The sequence below is a fragment of the Granulicatella sp. HMSC30F09 genome (assembly GCF_001806915.1).
In the GTDB taxonomy this organism is placed as follows: domain Bacteria; phylum Bacillota; class Bacilli; order Lactobacillales; family Aerococcaceae; genus Granulicatella; species Granulicatella adiacens.
The window spans coordinates 25,656-47,843 of record NZ_KV786418.1; the positions used below are offsets into that span (position 1 = coordinate 25,656).

At 42.1% G+C, this 22,188-nt stretch carries 19 protein-coding genes; 5 read left to right on the top strand and 14 right to left on the bottom strand.

Annotated elements, in window-relative coordinates:
* Positions 1–65 precede the first annotated feature (65 nt).
* The gene (tet(32), locus tag HMPREF3103_RS03310; protein WP_002602099.1) at positions 66–1,985 is read right to left on the bottom strand and encodes a tetracycline resistance ribosomal protection protein Tet(32); all 1,920 of its coding nucleotides are present in this window, start codon (positions 1,983–1,985) and stop codon (positions 66–68) included.
* Positions 1,986–2,840: 855 nt separating this feature from the next.
* Here tet(32) and HMPREF3103_RS09380 point away from each other — a divergent pair.
* The gene (locus HMPREF3103_RS09380; RefSeq protein ID WP_083278716.1) at positions 2,841–3,185 is read left to right on the top strand and encodes a hypothetical protein; all 345 of its coding nucleotides are present in this window, start codon (positions 2,841–2,843) and stop codon (positions 3,183–3,185) included.
* 40 nt (positions 3,186–3,225) lie between these two features.
* Here the strand turns inward: HMPREF3103_RS09380 and HMPREF3103_RS03320 are convergent, their stop codons facing one another.
* Entirely contained in the window at positions 3,226–3,639 is a 414-nt protein-coding gene (locus HMPREF3103_RS03320) for an EamA family transporter (protein ID WP_070437193.1), read from the bottom strand.
* Between the two features lie 122 nt (positions 3,640–3,761).
* Between HMPREF3103_RS03320 and HMPREF3103_RS03325 the strand changes: the two genes are divergently transcribed.
* A complete protein-coding gene (locus HMPREF3103_RS03325) occupies positions 3,762–4,556 on the top strand; it encodes a nucleotidyltransferase domain-containing protein (protein WP_070437194.1) in 795 nt (264 codons plus the stop codon).
* Between the two features lie 963 nt (positions 4,557–5,519).
* Here the strand turns inward: HMPREF3103_RS03325 and mscL are convergent.
* The 6 genes from mscL to HMPREF3103_RS03355 all read right to left on the bottom strand — a co-directional run bounded on the left by mscL (position 5,520) and on the right by HMPREF3103_RS03355 (position 11,290).
* Positions 5,520–5,903 carry a large conductance mechanosensitive channel protein MscL gene (gene mscL / locus HMPREF3103_RS03330; protein ID WP_070437195.1) on the bottom strand — a complete coding sequence of 128 codons (384 nt, stop codon included), beginning with the start codon at positions 5,901–5,903 and terminating at the stop codon, positions 5,520–5,522.
* 92 nt (positions 5,904–5,995) lie between these two features.
* Positions 5,996–7,117 (bottom strand): NAD(P)/FAD-dependent oxidoreductase, encoded by a 1,122-nt coding sequence (locus tag HMPREF3103_RS03335; protein ID WP_070437196.1) that lies wholly within the window; start codon positions 7,115–7,117, stop codon positions 5,996–5,998.
* Between the two features lie 11 nt (positions 7,118–7,128).
* Entirely contained in the window at positions 7,129–8,577 is a 1,449-nt protein-coding gene (locus HMPREF3103_RS03340; RefSeq protein WP_070437197.1) for an amidase, read from the bottom strand.
* A gap of 151 nt (positions 8,578–8,728) precedes the next feature.
* A complete protein-coding gene (locus HMPREF3103_RS03345; RefSeq protein WP_070437198.1) occupies positions 8,729–9,427 on the bottom strand; it encodes a GNAT family N-acetyltransferase in 699 nt (232 codons plus the stop codon).
* A gap of 88 nt (positions 9,428–9,515) precedes the next feature.
* Positions 9,516–9,878, bottom strand: coding sequence for a hypothetical protein (locus HMPREF3103_RS03350; RefSeq protein WP_070437199.1), 363 nt, complete (start codon positions 9,876–9,878; stop codon positions 9,516–9,518).
* Positions 9,875–11,290 (bottom strand): Y-family DNA polymerase, encoded by a 1,416-nt coding sequence (locus HMPREF3103_RS03355; protein ID WP_070437200.1) that lies wholly within the window; start codon positions 11,288–11,290, stop codon positions 9,875–9,877. Before HMPREF3103_RS03355 ends, HMPREF3103_RS03350 begins: the two co-directional genes overlap by 4 nt.
* Positions 11,291–11,570: 280 nt before the next feature.
* Between HMPREF3103_RS03355 and HMPREF3103_RS03360 the strand changes: the two genes are divergently transcribed.
* Positions 11,571–12,923: an MATE family efflux transporter gene (locus tag HMPREF3103_RS03360; RefSeq protein ID WP_070437224.1), complete on the top strand. Its 1,353-nt coding sequence runs from the start codon at positions 11,571–11,573 to the stop codon at positions 12,921–12,923.
* 552 nt (positions 12,924–13,475) lie between these two features.
* Positions 13,476–14,240, top strand: coding sequence for a class I SAM-dependent methyltransferase (locus HMPREF3103_RS03365; RefSeq protein ID WP_049554899.1), 765 nt, complete (start codon positions 13,476–13,478; stop codon positions 14,238–14,240).
* 551 nt (positions 14,241–14,791) lie between these two features.
* Here the strand turns inward: HMPREF3103_RS03365 and HMPREF3103_RS03370 are convergent.
* From HMPREF3103_RS03370 to HMPREF3103_RS03380, 3 genes are all read right to left on the bottom strand, one after another.
* Positions 14,792–15,574, bottom strand: a complete 783-nt coding sequence (locus tag HMPREF3103_RS03370; RefSeq protein WP_148128798.1) for a hypothetical protein — start codon at positions 15,572–15,574, stop codon at positions 14,792–14,794.
* Between the two features lie 408 nt (positions 15,575–15,982).
* On the bottom strand, positions 15,983–17,059 hold the full coding sequence (locus tag HMPREF3103_RS03375) for a hypothetical protein (protein WP_070437202.1): 1,077 nt from the start codon (positions 17,057–17,059) through the stop codon (positions 15,983–15,985).
* Between the two features lie 70 nt (positions 17,060–17,129).
* Entirely contained in the window at positions 17,130–17,591 is a 462-nt protein-coding gene (locus HMPREF3103_RS03380) for a methyltransferase family protein (protein ID WP_246826949.1), read from the bottom strand.
* Between the two features lie 220 nt (positions 17,592–17,811).
* Here HMPREF3103_RS03380 and HMPREF3103_RS03385 point away from each other — a divergent pair, with 220 nt between their 5' ends.
* Positions 17,812–18,744 carry a site-specific integrase gene (locus tag HMPREF3103_RS03385; RefSeq protein ID WP_070437204.1) on the top strand — a complete coding sequence of 311 codons (933 nt, stop codon included), beginning with the start codon at positions 17,812–17,814 and terminating at the stop codon, positions 18,742–18,744.
* Here the strand turns inward: HMPREF3103_RS03385 and HMPREF3103_RS03390 are convergent.
* From HMPREF3103_RS03390 to HMPREF3103_RS03400, 3 genes are read right to left on the bottom strand one after another with little or no spacing between them, the layout of a single operon-like run.
* On the bottom strand, positions 18,733–19,287 hold the full coding sequence (locus HMPREF3103_RS03390; protein ID WP_070437206.1) for a restriction endonuclease subunit S: 555 nt from the start codon (positions 19,285–19,287) through the stop codon (positions 18,733–18,735). The genes HMPREF3103_RS03385 and HMPREF3103_RS03390 overlap by 12 nt on opposite strands.
* 40 nt (positions 19,288–19,327) lie before the next feature.
* The gene (locus HMPREF3103_RS03395; protein ID WP_070437208.1) at positions 19,328–20,941 is read right to left on the bottom strand and encodes a type I restriction-modification system subunit M; all 1,614 of its coding nucleotides are present in this window, start codon (positions 20,939–20,941) and stop codon (positions 19,328–19,330) included.
* Between the two features lie 16 nt (positions 20,942–20,957).
* Positions 20,958–22,187 carry a restriction endonuclease subunit S gene (locus HMPREF3103_RS03400; protein WP_246826950.1) on the bottom strand — a complete coding sequence of 410 codons (1,230 nt, stop codon included), beginning with the start codon at positions 22,185–22,187 and terminating at the stop codon, positions 20,958–20,960.
* Between the last annotated feature and the right edge of the window lies 1 nt (position 22,188).

The window sequence follows — 22,188 nt, forward strand, 5'->3', positions numbered from 1 at the left end:
TGATGCTGATTTTATCAATGATATTTCGCAATAGCCAGCAATGAACGTTTGCATTGCGCAAGATGTTACATTATCTTCTGAAACATATGCCGGATCTTGTCTAAACGGCTGTTCGGGCGGCGTGGCTGAAACACAGGCTCGCCGGAAGTTTCCTGATACCCTTTTAATTCTGTAATGCAGACACTTCTTCCATTTGTATAAAAATTCAAATCATTTCTATATTCACCAATACAACGGGCAGGGATTTCCCCCTTAAAAATAACTTCATCTTTTTCAAGTCTGGTTGATTCAATGATTGCGCAATACTTTGGTGCGTCATTATAAGCCCGTGAAAGATATTCCTGCGGTGCAAAAAGGGTAAAGGAAAGGTATGGTTCCAACAGTTGTGTTCCTGCTTTTTTCAATGCCTGCTCCAACACGACAGGCGCAAGAAAACGAAAATCAGCGGGGGTGCTGACCGGGCTGTAATAAACTCCATAATCAAAACAAATTTGGCAGTCTGTCACTCCCCAGCCATATAAGCCCTGCTCCATTCCATAACGCACACCCTCCATGACGGCATTTTGAAAACTTTGGTTTAAATAGCCGAGAGATACCTCGCTTTTATATTGTGTTCCGCTTCCAACAGGAAGCGGTGTTACAGTCAAACCAATAGATGCCCAAAACGGATTCGGCGGCACTTCAATATGAATCGTGTAGCTCGCTTTTTTTTGCGGTCTTTCCAGATAAATAACCGAAGGCTCTTTCATAGCCACGCCCACATGATATTTTTCTTCTAATAGCGAACAAATAACTTCTAACTGTACTTTTCCCAAAAAAGATAATATAATCTCATGTGTAACAGTATCAATGTCAAAATGCAAAAGAGGGTCTGTATCAGCAATCTCTGTGAGGGCATTTAACAGGGCTTCCCTTTGCTCCGGCTTTTGCGGCTCTACCGTTGTCCGAAGTAATGGCATGGGATTATCAATCCGTGTTTTGTGAGGCAGGAGTTTTTCATTTCCCAGAATGTCGTTCAGTTTCAAAGTATCATCAGCTAAAATAACAATTTCTCCCGGACAGGCATGGTCAACCGGGACGATTTCACCATTTGACGGAATACACATTTCTGTAATCTTTATTTTTTCCTTTTTTGACAGCAGCAGGGTATCCCGTAAATGGAGCGTCCCATGATACAGGCGTAAATAAGAAAGCCGTTTTTTCCGCTCTGTATACTCAACCTTAAAAACATATCCACATAATTCAGACTGAATATCGTCTGTTTCTGTAATGAAAGTTTCTGTAATCGCTTCAATCAGTTTTTCTGTTCCTAAATTGTCTTTTGCACTCCCATGATAAACAGGAAACAAAGAGCAGCATCTGGTTCTTTTGCACTTTTCATATTGTAATTCCTGTATATCCAAAGAATCCTCTGCAACATATCGTTCTAATAGTTCATCGCTTCCGGAAATAATCATATCCCATTTGTCCAAATCAGAAATATCGGTCATGGTTATCTTTGGCGACAGGGAAACCTCCTGCATGACAATCATATCACTGGTAAGTTTATCTTTAATGCTTTGGTAAACACGCCGCAGGTCGATCCCATTTTGGTCTATCTTATTTATAAAGATAATTGTCGGAATGTCCATTTTCTGAAGCGCATGGAATAATATACGGGTTTGTGCCTGTACGCCGTCTTTTGCCGAAATGACTAAAACAGCTCCGTCAAGGACAGATAAAGAGCGGTATGCTTCGGTTAAAAAATCCATATGACCGGGAGTGTCCACGATATTGATTTTATAATCATTCCAGCAAAAAGAAGTAACCGCTGTCTGAATGGTAATTCCGCGCTGCCGTTCCAAAATCATAGTGTCTGTTCTTGTAGTTCCTTTATCCACGTTTCCTTGTTCCGCAATCGCTCCACTGGTGTACAGCAGGCTTTCCGTCAATGTTGTTTTTCCTGCGTCTACATGGGCGAGAATTCCAATATTGATTATTTTCATGTGATTGTCCTCCTTTTACAGCCCCAAAAGGGCATAAAAATCCCCAGCAGTAAAATACTTTTACCACTGGGGATTATAATTTGCGGACATACACATATACAGCATACACCTGTTTGTGATTGCTGTTTTTCGGATATGTCAAAATTGATAAGGCAAAAGTATTCTTAAATTGGGTACAAAAAACCAAGCCCCCACAAAAGGGACTATCATAATCCTTTGTTCCCACTATTTGATTATAGTTTTATTTAAGAATACCTTGCCGCATATTTTTTACTCCTTTTTTGGAATGATGCTATTATATCACATTAGTTTTAGGAAAGAAAGTACCTAAAAGAAATTTTTCTTCCCCTTATATGTAACAATCATACCGACTTTCTGGCGTTCAGAATGGTTTCTGCTGTCTGCTGTGGTGTTTGGTTGGAATTGTCCAGCCAAAAGCCGATCCGTGGTGTTGTCTGCATAAATGTATCGTATAAGGTTTCAACCGTAAAGCCGGAATAGCCTGTTTTCTCCCTGTATCGTTCCCTTCCTTTTATTGTTTCCACATCTGGACAAAGAACGACAACCTCAACAGGGTATTTATGCGGCACAAAAAATATGTACATGTAACTAATTCAACACATTTATAATTTGAATAGGGACATTATAGCATTTACTAAATACAAATTCAATGTATACGGAAATAAAGATATAAGGAGTGGGAAGGATTCCGCCGTAGTCGGCATTGTAGGAAAATCCAAAAGTTTAGATTTTCCCACAATGCTTATCTTTTGGTCTTTGGTTCGGAATAGTGTAGTGCTGGCGGTCTATCTCTTGTTTTCGGTTGCTTGCTTCCTTACCGTACATGAGCATTATATGCTGGGATTAATTTTAATATTACAAGGTCTTGCAGTTATCGCTTTTTTCTTCGGAATATTCAATGTTTCGAAGGGGTTAAAAATGTTTTCAGAAGATAAAAAATCACCACAAGGGTACTTAATGAGCATCGGCGGAGCACTCGCTGGTTTCTCTGCTACAATGTTTATGCCCATTAAACCAATGGGGATGATCCTTTGGGCTATCGGTTCAGTCTGCTGTTGCATCGGGGCCAGTTGGTATGATAGAACACACGAAGATAAGATATACGGTCAAATTATCCGAATTTTCCTCACAGTTGCCGTCTTTGTCATCTTAAACTTTTTCTACAATGTTGTTCGTTAGCAAAACAAGCGTACGGAATATCCGTACGCTTGTTTTATAGTTACCACACCATCAAAATTGTCCCGGTTGCAATGAGTGCACAGCCGATGAGCGATTTCACCGTAAATGTATCGTGCAAAAAAATAAACGCTAAAATCAAAGTGAAAATAATGCTCAGTTTATCCACCGCAGCCACTTCAGTCGCCTTTCCTAGTTGGAGCGCTCGGTAATAGCACAGCCATGACGCCCCTGTCGCAATCCCGGATAAAATGAGAAATACCCAGCTCTTCTTACTAATTTGTGCCAGTCCTGACTGATTATTCGTGATAAACACCATCAACCACGACATCACAACAACCACAACCGTCCGCACTGCCGTTGCCAAATTCGAATTCACTCCATCAATCCCTATTTTGGCAAATATCGACGTTAACGCCGCAAACACAGCCGATAACAACGCAAATACAATCCACATTTGAAAGACCCCTTTAATTACATCTTTCTACTATTATACCTATTTTTTTCTAAAAAAATATAGATTGCATCTGAATGAATTTTTGCTACAATGAACTTACTGACTGAAAGGGAGGAAAAAGGATGCCTGAAAAACTTTTTGAAGAATTAGCACAACTAGAACAAGTAGAAGCTGTGGTTCTTGGAGGTTCCAGAGCTGGAGAACAGTATGATCAAGATTCGGACTATGATGTCTATGTTTATTTGAAAGCTCCGATTTCCCCTGAAATCCGACAAAAACTGCTAAGCAAGTACTGCTCATATATGGAAATCCAAAATCAATTTTGGGAATTGGAAGATGACTGCATTCTAAATAACGGAATCGAAATTGAATTTATCTATCGTTCCTTGGATGATTTTGATCAAGAATTACAGAAGGTGGTTCTAGAACATCAGCCTCATAATGCCTACACGACTTGTATGTGGTACAACTTACTTCATAGCAAAGTTCTATACGACCAAGAGAACCGATACAGCGCTCTACAGAACAAATACCGCATACCTTACCCTGCGACTCTGAAGCGAAATATCATCCAGAGACAGTCCCTTTTACTCGAGACATCCTTGCCCGCTTTTTCCAAACAAATCAAAAAAGCTCTCAAACGCAAGGACATTCTCGCCTTGAACCATAGAAGTAGCGAATTCTTTGCTTCTTATTTTGACCTACTCTTTGCATTGAACGAGCAATTACACCCAGGCGAAAAACGAATGCTATCCTATGCGAAGAAAAACTGCACTCTTCTCCCACAAGATTTTGAAGCAAACATCCAAGCCTACTTCCAAAATCTCTATCAATGGGACCAATCCCAAGCAACACTAGACACCTTTAACCAACTCTTAAAACAACTAAAGAACCTTATTGAAACAACAAATATCTAAGAATAGCGCCCTTCGCAGTGGTTTATTAGACTGTGCGGGCAAAAGACTAAGAAACAAAACGGATTCACACTGTGAACCCGTTTTTTGCTTCTGTCTTTCTGCACCATATCAGTCCGATGTTTCTGCCCTGGGCGTTCGTCCTCGTATCCTGGAGTTGAGTTTGGGCTCGTAGCTTTCGCGTTCCTTTCCGACAATTATCCGCACGTCCTTATCGGACGCTTGCGTTAATTTCGGTAAAGGGTCGAAAGCTGACCACTCGCCCTCACATCCTGTTTGGAGTTGAACTCAGGCTCACACTGCTAGTATTTAAAATTGTAATGTTTTATAAATTTACATTTCAACATAATCCGCAATGCTCACCCCCAAATCCTTCGCACTGTGAAGGATTTTGCACGACTGCAAGCAGTCCTTTGCGTCTAACCTACGAACCGTCATCGCCTATAAACGCCTTTTCTCACATCCTGTTTTAGCGACGAAGCAAATTTTAATCATTGAAATCCGAAACCTCTCGTTTTTCGCTCAAAAAATAAAGAAAAATTCGTCGAAGCATTGTGTTTGAAAAATAGAAGTGTGCGAGTTTCTTTGGATTCCATCCAAACACCTAAGGAGGATAAACGAGAAGAATCAGTTTATTGAAAGAATAGTGGGACTAAGCATTAAAACGAATTAGGGGACGTAGGAATTTTATTCCGTACGTCCCCTTTGAGGCTTTAAAGGTGAGAGACCTAGGCTCGAACCGGTGCCCCACTATATCTCTTTCAATAATAAAACTGATTCTGAACTCGTTTATCCGACGATGCACTTTCCTCTAAAATCCAAAGAAACGAAGCGAAGCTTCGCCTGTTCTTTCAAGCACACACTCATTCACAATGGTTCAACGAATTTTATCCTTTTATTTCATCACCATTTTATTTATTTTTTTGCACACAAAAAGCCGAGAGGTTTCTCGGCTTTTCTGAATGATTATTTGTTTGCTAATAAGTCGCGGATTTCTTTTAAATAATCTTCCGCAGTTGGTGCAGCTGGCGCAGCTTCTTCAGCAGGTTTGTTTCTTTTTGCTAATTCAGAAGCTTTATTCATTCCTTTAACGATTAAGAATAATACCGCTCCAACGATTACAAAGTTGATGATTGCAGCGATGAACGCTCCAATACCGATTTGAGCAGAACCTAATTTAAATGAAACTGCTGCGATATCGCCAGTGTTAGCCACCATAGCGATGATTGGTGAGATAATGTCTTTTACTAACGAATCAACGATTGCTTTAAAAGCACCACCGATAATAACGGCTACAGCTAACTCAACGATATTCCCACGCATTAAAAACTCTTTAAACTCTTTTAACATTCGTTTTTCCTCCTTTTATAAAAAGTTACATAATTACTTTTAATAGAATACTAAATTTTGATTCAAAACTCAAATAAAATTATGTTATGTTTCTATGTTTTTCTTATATAATTTTTTGGAAGATAGTTTTCAACGGCAAAATCAACGCTCTCTTTTGCCGATAACCGCGCTAATAATTCGCCAATCCACACGCCACTCGTCAAACCGGAAGAACCCAGTCCACTCGCCACAAAGGCATTAGAAGTTTCTGGAACTTTCCCAAAAAACGGTAGAAAATCTGAAGTATACGCGCGAGTTCCTACACGGATCCCGCTTCGTTTCGCGTCTTTTAACGCTGGCAAACTCGCACAGGCTTCTGCATACATGCCGTTTAACAACGCTTCATCTGGGGTTAAATCGAACCCTTGCGTATTCTCATGCGTCGCCCCGACTAAAATCTTGCCATCAGGAAACGGGAGGATATCGATTTCCCCATGAAGCATACACACCGGCCATTTCGACGTATCTTCACTCGTTTCCAGTTCCAATTCAATCAATTGCCCTTTTTGCGGACGAACATCCACATAGTAGTCGAGGTCTTCTAATAATTCCTTGACCCAAGCGCCACTGGAGAGAATTACGGCATCAAAAGAAAGAACCTCTTCACCGGTTACCACTCGAATCTCTTCGCCTTCTTTGGATAAAGAAACTTTTTGATGCTTCACTGTAGCCCCGTTTTTGGCTGCTTGTTCTAGAAGAAGCGCTACAAGTTTTTCTCCGTCCACACGACCGCCACCGCTACAATATAAAGCTCCATCTGGATTTGCCCATCCTGGGATCACCTTTGCGACGTCTTCTCTCGACAGCGCCTCTACTTCCCCGATCATCGGCGCATCCACTCGGCGTTCGACCGCCATTTCTTCGACCTTTTTCAGTTGTTTTTCAGTATGTTTGAAAATGTACGCCCCAACCTGTTCATACGGCAAGTCCGTAACTCCATCCGCACGTAACTGTTCCATCAAAATCGGATAATACGCTGCCCCATGAGACACGAGTTGGTACCAGTCTTTATTGCGGCGTTGCGATAGCCACGGACAAATAATTCCCGCTGCAGCCTTGGTTGCTTGGCCGACTCCCGCATCAAAAACGGTCACGTCGATTCCTTTTTTACTGAGTTGGTAGGCCGCCGTTGCCCCTACAATCCCAGCTCCTACGATTGCTACTGATTTTGTCATCTTGTTCACTCCTAGCTGAACTGTCTCATTTCAAATTGCCCTTGTTCTTCAAACCACTCTGCCACTTGCAAAAGCAATGCCTCTTGCCCACGAGCTGCCATAAATTGCACCCCGATTGGTAAGCCTTTTTCGCTCAGATATACCGGTAAGCTAATCGCAGGCGCACCTGTAATATTCGATAATTGCGTAAATGGCGTCAACGCTAACGTGCGATCAAACATCCGCCAAATCACACTTTGTTGCTCAGGGACACTGAGTTCTTCGATCTGGTTGAGCGCTTGACGAACCGATTCCTCCATCGGAAATTGCGTTTGAAGAGGCGCCACATCACTCACGGTCGGCGTTAAAATGAGGTCAAACTCCTCATGGACTTTCTCCATTGCATGCGCGTAAGTATCCCATTTCGCAAGAGCCACACTGTAATCTTTGGCAAGAATGTGCTGACCGGATTGATAAATACCCCATGTCATCAGTTCCATATCGTCCTTGGTAAGCGCTCGTCCAAGACTAGCTTCCAAGCCTTGCATCATTGCTGCGGTCTCGACACTATTCATTAAATAGTAATTCTTCATCACTTCCACACCGTCGACAGGCCAGCCGATGGGTTCCACTTCACAGCCGATTTCTTCAAGGAAATGAACCGCCTTACGAAGCGCGGCTTTGGCTTCTGGAGCGACCACGCTCTCAATCGGGGATTTCTCAATGACGCCCACTCGAAGCGGACGCTCTAAACGGACTTCCCACTCGCGAATAAGTGGCACTAAAAACGGACTATCCTTCTGCTCCACTTGCAAGGCACGCAACAATTCACGCGTATCGCGCACACTCTTCGTCATCGCAAAATTCACCGAAGCTCCTTGCCAGCCACGATAACTACCAGGACCGACAGGAATTCGACCCCGACTCGGCTTCAAACCTAATAGTCCTGAGAAACTTGCGGGAATACGAATCGAACCGCCGCCATCACTGGCTGCAGCAATCTGCACCATGCCGCTTGCAACGGCCGCTGCTGCTCCACCACTAGACCCACCAGCATTGCGTTTCAGGTCATAGGGATTATTCACCGGCCCCCAGAGCTTGGCCTCCGTCATATTTTTAAATCCAAATTCGGGAATATTCGTCCGCCCCACGATAATAAACCCGGCTTCTTCCAGACGTTTCACAAAGTTGTCGGTGCGTTTCATCGGGATGTCCTTTAATAGTTTACTGCCGCAACTGGACGGTTCCCCCGCTTGATTTTGCCCGAGGTCTTTCAATAGAAGCGGCACTCCTCCAAACGGCAAGCCCTCAAACGAGCGCGTCTTCGCTTCTTCTAGCGCCCGCTCTGCTTGGATGTGAACAACCGCATTCAACTCGGGATTGAATGCTTGGATTTTTTCTAAACTTTCTTGTACTAATTCAACCGGAGAGACTTCCTGATTCCTTACAGCCTCTCGCATCTCAATGGCGTCTTTCCACATAGTTCCACGTCCTCTCTACAGCTTCATTGTACAAGGAAAAAGAAAGAGGGTAAAGGGGCAGTTCGTAAAGATTCTCTTTACTTTTCATTCTATTCCTAGCAAAAAAGCGGTATTTCTACCGCTCTAATTTCTAACGCTTCATCCTAATACTTCATAAGGATTGTTGTGAAAGGGAGTGGTACTGTACTCCCTCTTCATTAAAGTTCTCTGGAAGCAACCATTTCTCGAACCGTTCCTTTAGCTTAGGCCACTCTTGATCAATCATCGAATACCAATCCGTGTCTCTAGTTCGCCCTTTATAAACGACGGCTTGTCTGAATCGCCCTTCATAGGTAAATCCTAGACGTTCTGCGGCACGCTTCGAAGGTTCATTGAGCGCATCACATTTCCATTCATAACGGCGATACCCCATCTCTTCAAATACATACCGCGCCATTAAATATTGCGCCTCGGTCGCAATTCTGGTTCGCTGTAACTCGGGTAAATAAGTCACCGAACCGATTTCGACCACTCGATTTGCTGTATCAAGACGCATTAACGCGAAGGTTCCCAGCGCCTTTTGGGTATTTTTATCCAAAATTACATAATAAAATTTGGAGGAATCTCGTAATAAACGCTCAAAAAAATCGTCCCATTCGGCTTCATTGGCAACCGAACTTCCCGCCAAATACGTCCACATTTGAGCAGGAGTATCGGGCCCATAGACGGCATATAGGGCTTCTTTATGCGACTCGTTCAGCTTCTCCAAGCGCGTATATCTTCCTTCAATGCTCGCCGCCGTTGGAAGTCCCCCTGGAGTAAATCCAGGAACAGCTTCCCCAATCACTTGTCCAAATTCATTTGTCTTCATATCCTCTTCTACCTTCTATCTGTCAGTCTCATCACTTCTCAAAGTACCTTATTATACCACTTCTTTGTAAAAATGAGGACTTCCTACCCTACTCATCCTCTTCTGTCTCCACTAAATAGAGCTCCTGGAGGTCGCTGATAGACAGCCACCTTGCTTCTGCCTGCGACTCCACGTAGACGGCTTCGTCGCTCAATTCCACAGGCACACCGACCACCATTTCATGCCCTTCCTTCTTCTTCACGCGAAAACACGCCAGTTGCCGGTGAACGTAGAGTTGTGTGAGGAGCGTCCATTTTTCCTCTTTCGTGAGGCGACTCGTGTAATGCTCCATCCGCTTCTCCTTGGCGATTTCACTCGTATGTTCGGACAAGAAGAAGCCTTGCCACTTCGCCATACCACGGTCTGTGTATTCTCTGGTTGCTTTATACGGTAAATACATACGCATATTCATGTCAATCCATCTAACCCTCCTGCAGAATGCCCTCCGACGAGCTGACTGCGCGCCTTCACGCGGGACGATTCCAATAGAGAGTTCGCCTTCAAGAGCGAGGTGAAGCCGAATTCGTCGCGAATCGTATCGACAGCCTTTTGTAATTTTTCTTCCTTTTCGACTTGCTCGTAATCGTCGAACAATGAATACACTGTAATCGCCTCATCCACGAGCCCTTGATAGGAAATCCCTACCCGACGCACCGCACCACTCGTATACTTCTGGCGAAACAAATCCAATACCACTTCCGTCAGAGGCTTCGTTTGATTCGTTGGGTCGATTTTGCGTTGCGCCTGAATCGATTTTTTCTCCTCCGTTCTGGAGTACCCCACATGAATCGATACACAAGTCGTCTTCTTGCGGACTCTGCGCAGGCGAACGGCCACTTGCTCGGCCATTTCTCTTAAAATCAACTCGATATCGCCCTTACGACGGTAATCTTTCGGCAAAATTTGCGAATTCCCGATGCCGTGTGATTTCACCTTGTAGGGATGATGGACATTGCTCTCATCGATGCCATTCGCATGAAACCATAGCTCCACGCCCATAATCCCCAGATGCTTCTTCAATAGATCGGCATCTGCATGCGCCAATTCCTTAATCGTGTAAATCTTCAGTTGGTTCAGCCGCTTTTCCATGCGACTACCAATCCCCCAGAAATCCGTCATCTTCTCGATTCCCCAGACCTTCGTTTCAACGTCCTCGTACGACCAGTTGGCGCGCATATTCTTCGCACTCTTAGCCTCATTATCGAGGGCGAGTTTAGCAAGGAGCGGATTCGCGTTAGACATCCCCACCGTTGAATAGAGGCCCGTCTCCTTCCAAATCGCCCGCTGAATTTGCGCGGACAAGAGATCTAATTTTTCCTTTCTGGACAGTGCCTTATCCGGGAAGAAATAATTCAAGGAAGTCGTCAAGTCGACAAATCCTTCATCGATGGAATATGGATAAATCTCACTCGTTGTGGCAAAATTTTGCAAAATGCGCTGAATCTGCATATTGATTCGGATATACTCGGACATCCTTGGCGGGACAATAACGGTCGCTCTCGCCCACGCCTCGATGAAACGCACGAAGGCCGCATCCGTGGGGAGCCCTTGACGCTCGGCCGTATAATAAGAAAAGCGACGCGTATGAATATCAAACGGCAAATCGTAGGTCCGACCGACATTTTTGCGCCCGAAGACTTTCTTGAAGACGGGAGAAGACGCCAGAATAAGCCCTTTGCAATTATCCGCGCGACTCATCACACATAGCGACGCCTTGAGCGGATGAAGACCCCTGGCGATACATTCGACACTGGCATAGAACGACTTCATATCGATAAACGCAATGTCGCTTCTTGGTTCCAAACTGTAGTCAATCAGACTCATCGAACACACCTCCCTTCTTGCGATGCTTCGGTTTTAAAATGACTAATTTTGCACACTCACCCTAGAAACCGCTCTGTATCAACGTTTCCAAGGCGATTTTTGTTAGATTTTTTCTCTTTTAGTGCCGAATCTGTTTGAACTACCTTAGTTATAACACGAACATATGTTCTCTTTCAAGCGAAATTCCTTCTCGATTTTCAAAAAATGAAGTCCCTCAAAAAGGAATTTTTTACAAGGAACGTTCTTGAATTTCGCCAAGCGTGCGAGTATAATTTCCCTTATGAAAAAGACCGCTATTAACTTAACAGACGGACCGATTTTGCGGTCCATTATTACATTTGCAATTCCAATTGTTATTTCAAATATATTCCAGCAACTCTATAACACTGCCGATATTATGATTGTAGGGAGGTTCCTTGGGCAGGATGCGCTGGCGGCTGTCGGGGCGACCGCAGCTATCTTTGAACTGATTGTCGGATTCGCACTCGGCGTCGGAAATGGGATGGGCGTCATCATCGCACGCTACTACGGAGCCAATAACCATCGCCTCTTGAAACGCGCTGTCTCGGCCACTATTGTCATCGGAGCCGTTCTCAGTCTCCTCGTAGCTCTTGGAGGAACGTTTGGAATGTATCCACTGCTCGAGTTTCTTGGAACACCCGCTAGTATTATCGACCAGTCCTATGCGTATATCTCGATCATCGTGCTCGGGATCGCGGTGACGTTTGCGTATAATTTATGCGCGGGGTTGCTGCGTGCTGTGGGGGATAGCCAGGCTGCCCTTTACTTCTTGATTTTCTCAGCGGTGGCGAATATCTTCCTCGATATTTTACTCATTACAACGTTCAACATGGGCGTTGAAGCTGCGGCCATTGCGACGATTATTGCTCAGGGCATATCGGCTGTTCTCTGCTTTATCTATATCAAAAAACGCGCCAGCTTCCTTATTCCGGCCAAAAGTGATTTTGTCCGCGACGATGAACTGTATTTAGACCTCATCAGCCAAGGATTAGCCATGGGATTCATGTCATCCATCGTCTCTCTAGGATCTGTGATGCTACAGACTTCCATCAACGCGCTTGGACCGGTCATCATCAGTGCGCAAACTTCTGCTAGACGGATTTTCGCGTTCTCAACCTTGCCATTTGCGGCAATTGCGGCGGCAATGACGACCTTCACTTCGCAAAACTTCGGTGCCAACAAAGTGCACCGGATTGCCAAAGGGATTCGTCAAGGAAGCCTTCTAGCGTTTGGATGGGCGATTCTGGTCTGCATCATTTTATTCTTTGCAAGTCCATTCCTAAACGAACTCGTCTCTGGATCGAGCGACCCGCTTCTACTGGATAATGCCGCGCTGTATAACCGCATCGGCTCGCTCTTTTATGTGCCGTTAGCGCTTCTGTTGATTTTGCGAAATAGTCTGCAAGGGCTTGGGCAAAAGGTAACGCCGCTTGTGTCGAGTTTTATCGAGCTGGCTGGGAAGGTGCTTTTTGTAGTGTTTGTGATTCCGCAGGCGGGCTATCTTGGGGTGATTTTTGCAGAGCCGATTATTTGGTGCCTGATGGCCATCTATCTTTCCTACGCCTTCTTGCGTCATCCGCTCATTAAAGAAGTAAGGCATGAGATATTTTAGAAAAGAGACAAAATAAAACCCTCGGTTTCTTCATAGTGTTGATGGTAAGGATATCGGACTGAGCTAAAATCTCAGTCCTACCAAGCTTCAAACTGAGTCTACGAAATCAAATTTCTAGACTCAGTAATTCACATTGGTTGTTCCTCCTTACCATTCACACTATAGAACCGAGGAATTTTTGTCTCTTTTCAGCATTTCTATAGTTTGAGGGGTGATGCAAGAAACTTCAGTGACCTTTCTTTGTTGAACCTCACAATATTAGGTGCAACAATCGGAAAGAGCCGAAGTCTCTTTGCCTATCGAACTTCAAAGGGCGTCATGTTGATAAAATCAACAGACGCCCTAATTCATTTCGGTTACACTCGTTATTTCCATTACTATAGAATCCGCGAGGTCCCAGAAGCCCTTATTTTGTTTATACTTCTTTAATTGGATGGCGGAAAAAGGCTAGATAGTTTCAAGCGCTTCTGTATTGAAATGCAGTAGACACTTCCCTACTTTTCCCAGCAATAGTATAATGAACTTGAGAATACAGAAAGCGGAGATGATAAGATGAATCCTTATATAAAATTAAATCAAGATCGATGGAATAATGTACAAAATACCTATACTGAACCATTGACACATGAAGAATTAGAAGAAGCTAGAAAAGTGCCAATTTCAGTTGCATTAACGGTTGGGAAAAAAGTTCCGGAAGAATGGTTTGAAAAAGCCAACGGGAAAAAGATATTAGGCTTAGCTTGTGGTGGCGGACAGCAGGGTCCCGTTTTTGCCGCAAAAGGGTATGATGTCACCATAATGGATTTTTCCACATCACAATTACAAAGAGATGAAATGGTGGCTAAAAGAGAAGGCTTAACAATCAATACGGTTCAAGGCGATCTGACAAAACCATTTCCATTTGAAGATGAAACTTTTGATATTGTTTTCAACCCGGTTTCAAATGTATATATAGAAGATTTAGAAAATATGTATAAAGAAGCCGCTCGCGTATTGAAAAAGGGTGGCTTGTTAATGGTCGGGTTTATGAATCCTTGGATATACATGTATGACGCTGACGTTGTATGGGACCAACCCGATGAGGAATTACTGTTAAAGTTCTCCATCCCGTTTAATTCCAAAGAGCTTGAAGCGGAAGGCAAAATCACCATCAATCCAGAATACGGATATGAATTTAGCCACACCTTAGAAAGTCAGATTAGAGGACAACTGAAAAATGGTCTCGCGATGATTGATTTTTATGAATCGTGTGACAAAAGAAATCGATTATCCCATTATGGAAATGACTATATCGCTACACTCTGCGTTAAACTGTAATGTGATAGAACAAATAAGAAAAGAGACGAAATTAATCCCTCGGTATCTTCATAGTGTTGATGGTAAGGACACCGGGCCAAGTCTTCGTCTTGGCTCCTACCAAGCTTCAAACTGAGTCTACGAAATCAAATTTCTAGACTCAGTAATTCACATTGGTTGTTCCTCCTTACCATTCACACTATAGAACCGAGGAATTTTTGTCTCTTTTCAGTATTTCTTTACATTGCAGAGCGCTCTAAAATGAACTGCTAGTGCATAGAATAACTTAAAATAGCCGGTGCTTTTTATGAAAGAAGGAAAATGCGAGTCTCGATGATTGCGTAGTTCAACCTTACGAACATAGTCACGAAATAAGGCTTCCTAGGCCTTTTGGATTCTATAGTAATGGAAATAACGAGTGTAACCGAAATGAATTAGGGCGTCTGTTGATTTTATCAACATGACGCCCTTTGAAGTTCGGTAGGCAAAGAGACCTTGGCTCTTGCCGGTACAGTTATTTCCTTTACTATGAAGATATCCAAAAGGTAAAAGGAAGCCTTCGGTCTTTTTTGCTATTTTTGAACCGACACAACTTCGAGATCGCCTTTTTCGTTCTGAAGGACGCGGAACATAATCTCGTCGCCTTCTTTTGGCCCGTCTGGATGCTTCGAGTTCATCAAGAGCATGCCAAAGCACTGGTTGCCTTCCACGCGCGAGATGCGGACCCATAAGCGCTCGGGTTCCTTACTCTTGTCTTCGTAGTAGACCGCTACGCCAAAGTCATCGGGATGCTCGCGGTGGCGGAATTGGTCGAGGCCTTGGAAGGTTCGTGTCTCTTCTTTTTCCTTGCTCTTTGTGTCATACACTTCCGCAATAACGCGTCTTGCACGGTCTGCAATATACGGATCAACTTCAATCCATTTCATCGAACAGAACTCGCAGTCATCGAGGTTCGCCAGGCGAATCAGATACATCGTCTCTTCTGGAATGAGGCGCATGTCTAGCGTAGATTCATTCTCTTTAGCGATCCATAGCGGTTGGAACGACACGCCAGCTTCCTCGTCGATATATCCGTAGAGGACAAGCCCTGTGTCTCCTGGCTGGGCTACTTCTGGCATCACGTCTTCGATGAGTGCTGCACAGCGAATATACACTAGTTCATGGTAGAAACTTCTAAACGAAGCCTCTTTGACGGGTCGCATTTGCTTTGCTATCGGGATTTCATTTGAAAATAGCTTCCCTTCCATATCAACCCCTATCGGAAACCCACATCGTTCCATCCAATCCTCACTCGTTACTTCCGGAATCGGTTCCCCAAACGCTTTATTCAAGAAACGACTTCTACAATCGTCCACTAAGTTTCCAGGAAGGTGTATCGTGAGATCTTCTAACCATTTCCAAAGATAATCGTCCGGCAAATGCAAGAGCAGAATCTGCGTCTTCCCTTCATGCTCGTAAATGTCCAGCACCTTAAAGTGGCTGTCGCGGTTGGCAATACAGAGTCCCCAGTTGGTTCCATGTTCTGCATAAGACAAATCCATCATATGGTTCGATAGAATACCATAGCGGTGCGTTGTCACCATGCCCCCAACACGACACGTCGCATCGGTAAAGGCGGGATTACGAACGACCGCGCCGACTTGGTAACACGCTACTTCTTCTGGCGTGAGGTTGATATCTCTAGCAAAGAGCTGCAATCCCGGCAGCATCTCATTCATTAGTTGTTCAAGTTGTTGTACTTCTGTCATTCTACTTCTCCTGTCTTACCACGTTGCACGTGATAATGTTTCGCTATTGTACGGCTGGAGATTCACGATGCTCGACTTGATCGTTCCATCCGCGTTCTTCACCGTCTCTGGCGCTGTTTGCCCGATTAAAATCACTTTGCCATTGCCGACTTTGGCAAACACAATCACCGTCGTTCCGGATTCGGACACATAGCACTCCACGATTTCATAAGGGACGTCGCCTTGTTTAAATGTGAGCTCTCCCCATGTAAACTTCGCCTTCATTCCAGCAACCGTCGCATATTGGAAGAGTTGGTCTGGAACGGCTAAATCATAGAACAACCGCTGCGTCGCGGGACTCGTGCGCTCATAGACTTCGCCCTTCTTACGTGCATAAATGGCCATCACATCCGCAATCGATGGGTTACTTTGGGGCGCTTTGGGTTTCCAAGTGACATGATTGAGGAATCCTGCCCGGAGATCCGCATTCTCCACCTCTTCAAAGTTTGCATCCTTCAGCGTATCTCGCGAGACAGAACGGGCATGTAAGAAAATCGGTTCATCGCCCTTATAGCCAAAGAGATACGCCTGGTGGTTCGTGTTGTCGATATAAGCATCCACGATAAGAATCTGATAGTCATTCGACGTCACCTTCCCCATCATATTCCAAGAGGTAGCCTCGCCGTTCACCTTCGCCGCTGTTAAATCCAGCGCTTCTTGAAGCGGTTGGTAGTGCTGGTCTCTTCTTTGATTCCACTCCTGCATGAATTTGGCAAATCCCGTTGAATTGTGCTGAATGAGACGTTCCAAGTCCTTATAGTGCTTCTCGATCATGGCCTTGTCGCTTGGATGAGCAGTAATCAACTTCTGGCTCTCCTCGCGAGCTGCTTGCAAGCCAGACTGGGCATCAGCATCCTTGGCCACTAGATTATACGCTAAATGCAACTGTTCAAAATACGTCTCCTGTACTTCTTGCACCGTCGTCTCTGTCACGGTTGTCGCTTGAACGGTGGTTGGTGCCTCGGTGGTCGTCACCGCCTCTTCAGGTCTTTTGTTGCACGCTGCCAGCGCCAATACACAGAGCGCTGATGCAAATAATTGTCTTCCCTTCATCCTCTTCTCCTCCAATCATGAAAACCTTCTCTATTCATGATTATTATAGCATAGGTGGGAAAGGATTCCTCTAAAGATAGCGAGGAACTTTTGGCCTATATTCTTTGTAAGAATCCCCAAATTTTTCTATACACCATCGTTCTTCTGAAAGAATAATCCAATGAGCTGAAATTTGAAAACACATCAATATTACAAATAAGATACCCGATTGCGTCAATAAAGAAGTGCCAAGAAAATAAACAAAATAAGCGATGTACATCGGATTGCGCGAAAAATGATAAAGACCATTAGTATTCAATCCTTCCGCATTAGGAAATGCAAAGTTCATCGTAGTAATCATACACAAAATAATCCCTATAAAATAACAAATAACCCCTCCATAGAAGTAAAGGGAAAAATCTGCTTCTACTTTAGTACCAAATAAATATAAAAATAAAACGACATTGGAAACTTGATAAATATAAAAAGGAAGAACCTCTCCCGCTTGAACAGGAGCATAATATCCTGCCCGCTGAACTGCTTGTTTATTCAAGACGGATAACCATCCAAATCAAATGATTAATAAAGGTATCACTAACCAAAAACCATTCATCCGCTCTCCTCCAATCATGAAAACCCTCTCTATTCATGCTTATTATAGCATAGGTGGGGAAAGAAAAAACTGTTAGATTTCTCAATAACTTAGCCCTGTAGCGTTATACTTAATGTAATCATCAGCTAGGTCATTTCTTCCTATGAAAGAAGGTAAATAAATGAACTCAAATCAAAATACTGAACACGAATTGTTTTATGAATACTACAATCGCTGGATTCATATTTATAAGGAAGGCGCGATTCGAAATGTAACAATGGAAAAATATAAAATGACACAATTATGGTTAAAACGATTAATTCCAACTCTTGAAATTTGTGAACTCACACGTACTACTTATCAGCAACTCTTAAACGATTATGCAGAAGTCCACGAAAAACAAACAACTATGGACTTTCATCATCAATTAAAAGCAGCAATTTTAGATGCCATTGATGAAGGGTGGATTGAACGTGATCCAACTAGGAAAGCAATCATAAAAGGAAAAACCGCTCGAAATAAGAAACAAAAATTTCTGAATCAATTTGAAGTTCATAAATTGCTTTCTGATTTAACACTAGGCCCTACACTTGATTGGGACTGGCTTATCTATTTAATTGCTAAAACTGGGATGAGGTTTTCTGAAGCGTTAGGATTAACCCCAAAAGACTTTGATTTTATGCATCAATCTATAACTATCAACAAAACATGGGACTATAAAAACAATACGGGGTTTCTTCCTACTAAAAATTTTACTTCAAACCGAAAAATCCAAATCGACTGGCAAACGGTCATTAAGTTTACTGAATTACTCCGCGGTCTCCCGGAAAACGAACCTATATTTGTACACGGGAAAGTATGGAATTCCACTCCAAATAAACGCCTAGAAAGACATTGTATCCATTGTGGCATTCCCATTATTACCATCCACGGGCTTCGACATACTCACGCCTCTCTTTTATTATTCTCTGGTGTTTCAATCGCTAGTGTAGCCCGAAGACTCGGACACGCAAGCATGACAACAACTCAAAAAACTTATCTACACATTATTGCAGAGCTAGAAAATAAAGACATTGATCTTGTAATGAGATCTTTAGCAGAACTAAGCAGCTGATGATTTGATAATCCTTGATGACCTACGCTGATGAAGAGTAATGATGTTGTCAAGATAAAGAAATAATCTTCCAATTTCTACCTGTTCAGTATAAATTGGCAAAATAGTATCTAAATTAGAAAATTGAGATTTATTCACAATTTGCATAGTAGCAGTAGCTGCACTGTTTGCCATTTTTTCGGATATTTTAAAGGATTGCGTTAACAAGAAGTACGAATCATATTCTCCGTTTGGACTTATAGAATTAATTTGTTGATTAAAAGCCGCATCCTCACTAAGCAGTGTATTTTTACCAATACTGGCTATACAGGTTACTAAAACCGATCCTTTTGAAGCTATTCTTGCTTTCTTTTTTCCAATCTCCGAAATTCTTTTTGCAGTTTTCGTAATCACTAATTCTTCAATATCTGTTGGAGTGACCCACAACATTCCATCTTCAGAATAATTTTGAGAATCTGTCGTTGGTGGTGTATTTCCTGTTTGAATTTCACCAATTTCTTTTAACTTCCGCTGTTCCCAAGTGTATGCTTTATCCCTACTCACAAAACAAAAAAATAGAGGTTTTCACCTCTACTTTTCATAATTAGTTAGTACCAAATAACTTTCTAAATTCTTCTAACTCTGATTGTGCTTCAGGAGTAGTACCTACTAAATCATCTAGCATACTCATCAATGATTTTGTCGTTTCATCGATATTTGTTTGAATTTCATTTAACTCTTTAGCAATATCCGTTAATGGAACGACTTCTTCTTCCTCAAACGTATCTACATAACGAGGAATGTTTAAGTTGTAATCATTCTCTTTAATTTCTTCAATCGTTGCTACATGCGCGTATTTGTCAACATCTTCACGATTATGATAAGTTTCAACAATCTTATTGATGTTTTCTTCAGATAGTGTATTTTTATTTTTGCCTTTTTCAAATTCTTTCGAAGCATCGATAAATAAGACATCTTTTCTCTCTCCACGTGCTTCACGACCTTTGAATACTAAAACTACTGTTGGGATACTTGTACCATAGAATAAGTTCGCTGGCAAACCAATTACAGCATCAAGTAAGTTTTCTTTCAAAATATTCCCACGGATTTTCCCTTCAGAAGCTCCACGGAATAAGACACCGTGTGGTAATACAATAGCCATTGTTCCCTTTTCATCTAAATGGTACAATCCGTGTAGCACAAATGCATAATCAGCTTTAGAAGCAGGCGCAACACCGAAACCTTTGAAACGGACATCTTTTTCGCGGTCAATGTTCTTAATATCCCAATTTTGTGAATATGGCGGATTAGCTACTACCGCATCAAATTTCTTTGGAACCTCAATTCCGTTCTGAGTAGTAAAAGGCCAATCAGCATCTAATGTATCTGCTCTTTTTAGGTTCATGTTGGCATATGAAACTCCATGCATCATCAAATTCATACGAGCAAGATTATAAGTCGTTGTATTAAGCTCTTGTCCATAAAATTCTACTTTTGAAACGTCGCTTCCAGAGAATACTCTTTGTACCGTTAATAATAACGAGCCTGAACCCATTGTTGGGTCATATACTCGGAATTGGTTTCCTTGTGTAGCAACATGATCTGTCACTAAACGAGCTAAAATTTGGCTTACTTCATGAGGAGTATAGAATTCTCCACCTTTTTTTCCTGCATTAGCCGCGAATTGACCAATCAAGTATTCGTAAACATCTCCAAGAATGTCATGTCCTGATTCATCTTTAAAATCGAATTCGTTAATCATCAGTACTATATCATTCAAAGCTTTTGCACGTTCATTTGTCCCAGAACCTAAGCGAGTATCTCCTAAGTTCACGTCAAAGAAGACATTTGCAAATTCTTGTTCTGAATCTGTATTTCGTTTCGCATGTTTGTGAAAAGCCTCAAACATATCTTGGAAATCACTTGCTTTAATTTTGTGATTTTCAATACTGTCAACAATGCTATTCCATGTAAATTGGGGTTCAATCACATAGCCAAGGCTTCTGGCAATATCTTCATAATATTCTTCTATATCTTCTGGATTTTGATAAAAATCTTCTAATCCATTGTTACGGATATAATCATCTTGATGCTCAGATAAATAACGATAGAACATAAATGGTAGAATATAATTTTTATACTCACTAGCATCCATTGTTCCACGTAGTTTATTGGCCATCTCCCAAAGCTTCGATGTAATTTCGGTTGTTTTCGTCATTTTATTCTCTCCTTTTTTATACAAACATCTGTTGTAGTAGTGTTTTCTTCATATTTTTCAGTTCTTCAAGCTTACGCTGATGAAGAGTAATGATGCTATCTAACTTTCTAAAAAAATTTCCTACAGACTTTTGTTCTTTAATTTCTGGAATATTCAAAGGCATTAAAGACATTTGCTTGCCCGAAATTTCTACAAAAGTAGACCCCGCACCTTTAGTTTCTCCATATTTTTTTAGCAAATGTGAGCATGAAAAAATAAAATATGAATCTAGTTCATTATCTTTGGGCACAATGGATTGAAAACCTTGATTTGTACATCCTTCTTTTTCAAGTATTGCTGTATTTCCAATTCCTGCTCTTGAAGTAAATAACACCGTCCCTACAGGCAAAATCTTAGCTGAGCTTTTTTCTAACCCTAGTTGCGTTATTTTTCTTTGACTACATGAAACAAAAATTTCCTCGCCTATTTCTGCTGGAGAATACCAATCTATATCTCCATCCCAATAATCTGGAATTCCTGTACTTGGCGTACCGCCACCAACAATTTGAGAGACTTCACCTAACTTCCGCTGTTCCCAAGCGTCAGTAAATTCTTTAAAACGAATTTCCGGAACATCTTTTCCATCTTTAGGAAACATTTTTAAAAGTAGTGTTTTTTTCATCGATTTTAAAGCGTCATACTTACGCTGATGAAGAGTAATAATGTCGTCTAAATTTTGAAAAAAATAACCAATCGATTTTTGTTCCATATCAATATGGGCAATTTTTACTTCTTTTGATAAGAGTTCTTCTTTGGTTATACCTTTAATAGATGTTCCTTGGGCCATTTTACTTTCAAATTGTAATCTTTTGAAAAGTAAATATACTGCAAAATTACTATCAATGTTCAGATTGCTTAACGACAAAAAATCTTGACTGGTAGTGAAATCAAATGGAATTAGTCCTAATTTCCCAACACCTACTCGAGTAACAATTGCGACTGAATTTTTAGGTATTAGTTTGGCAGCAGAATTTGCTAGACCTTTCTCCGTTATAGTCTTTCTAACTTGAACGTTGAAAACTTGGTCTTCTTGTATATCTGACGACTGAATCCACGGTATTCCACCATTCCAAAATTCTTCTACCGTAGTTTTCGGAGTTCCTCCTCCATAAGTACTCTCAGCAATTTCTCCTAACTTCCGCTGTTCCCAAGCGTCTTCATACCCTTTAAATCTTAACTTAGGTACATTCTTTTGTCCTTCTCCCACT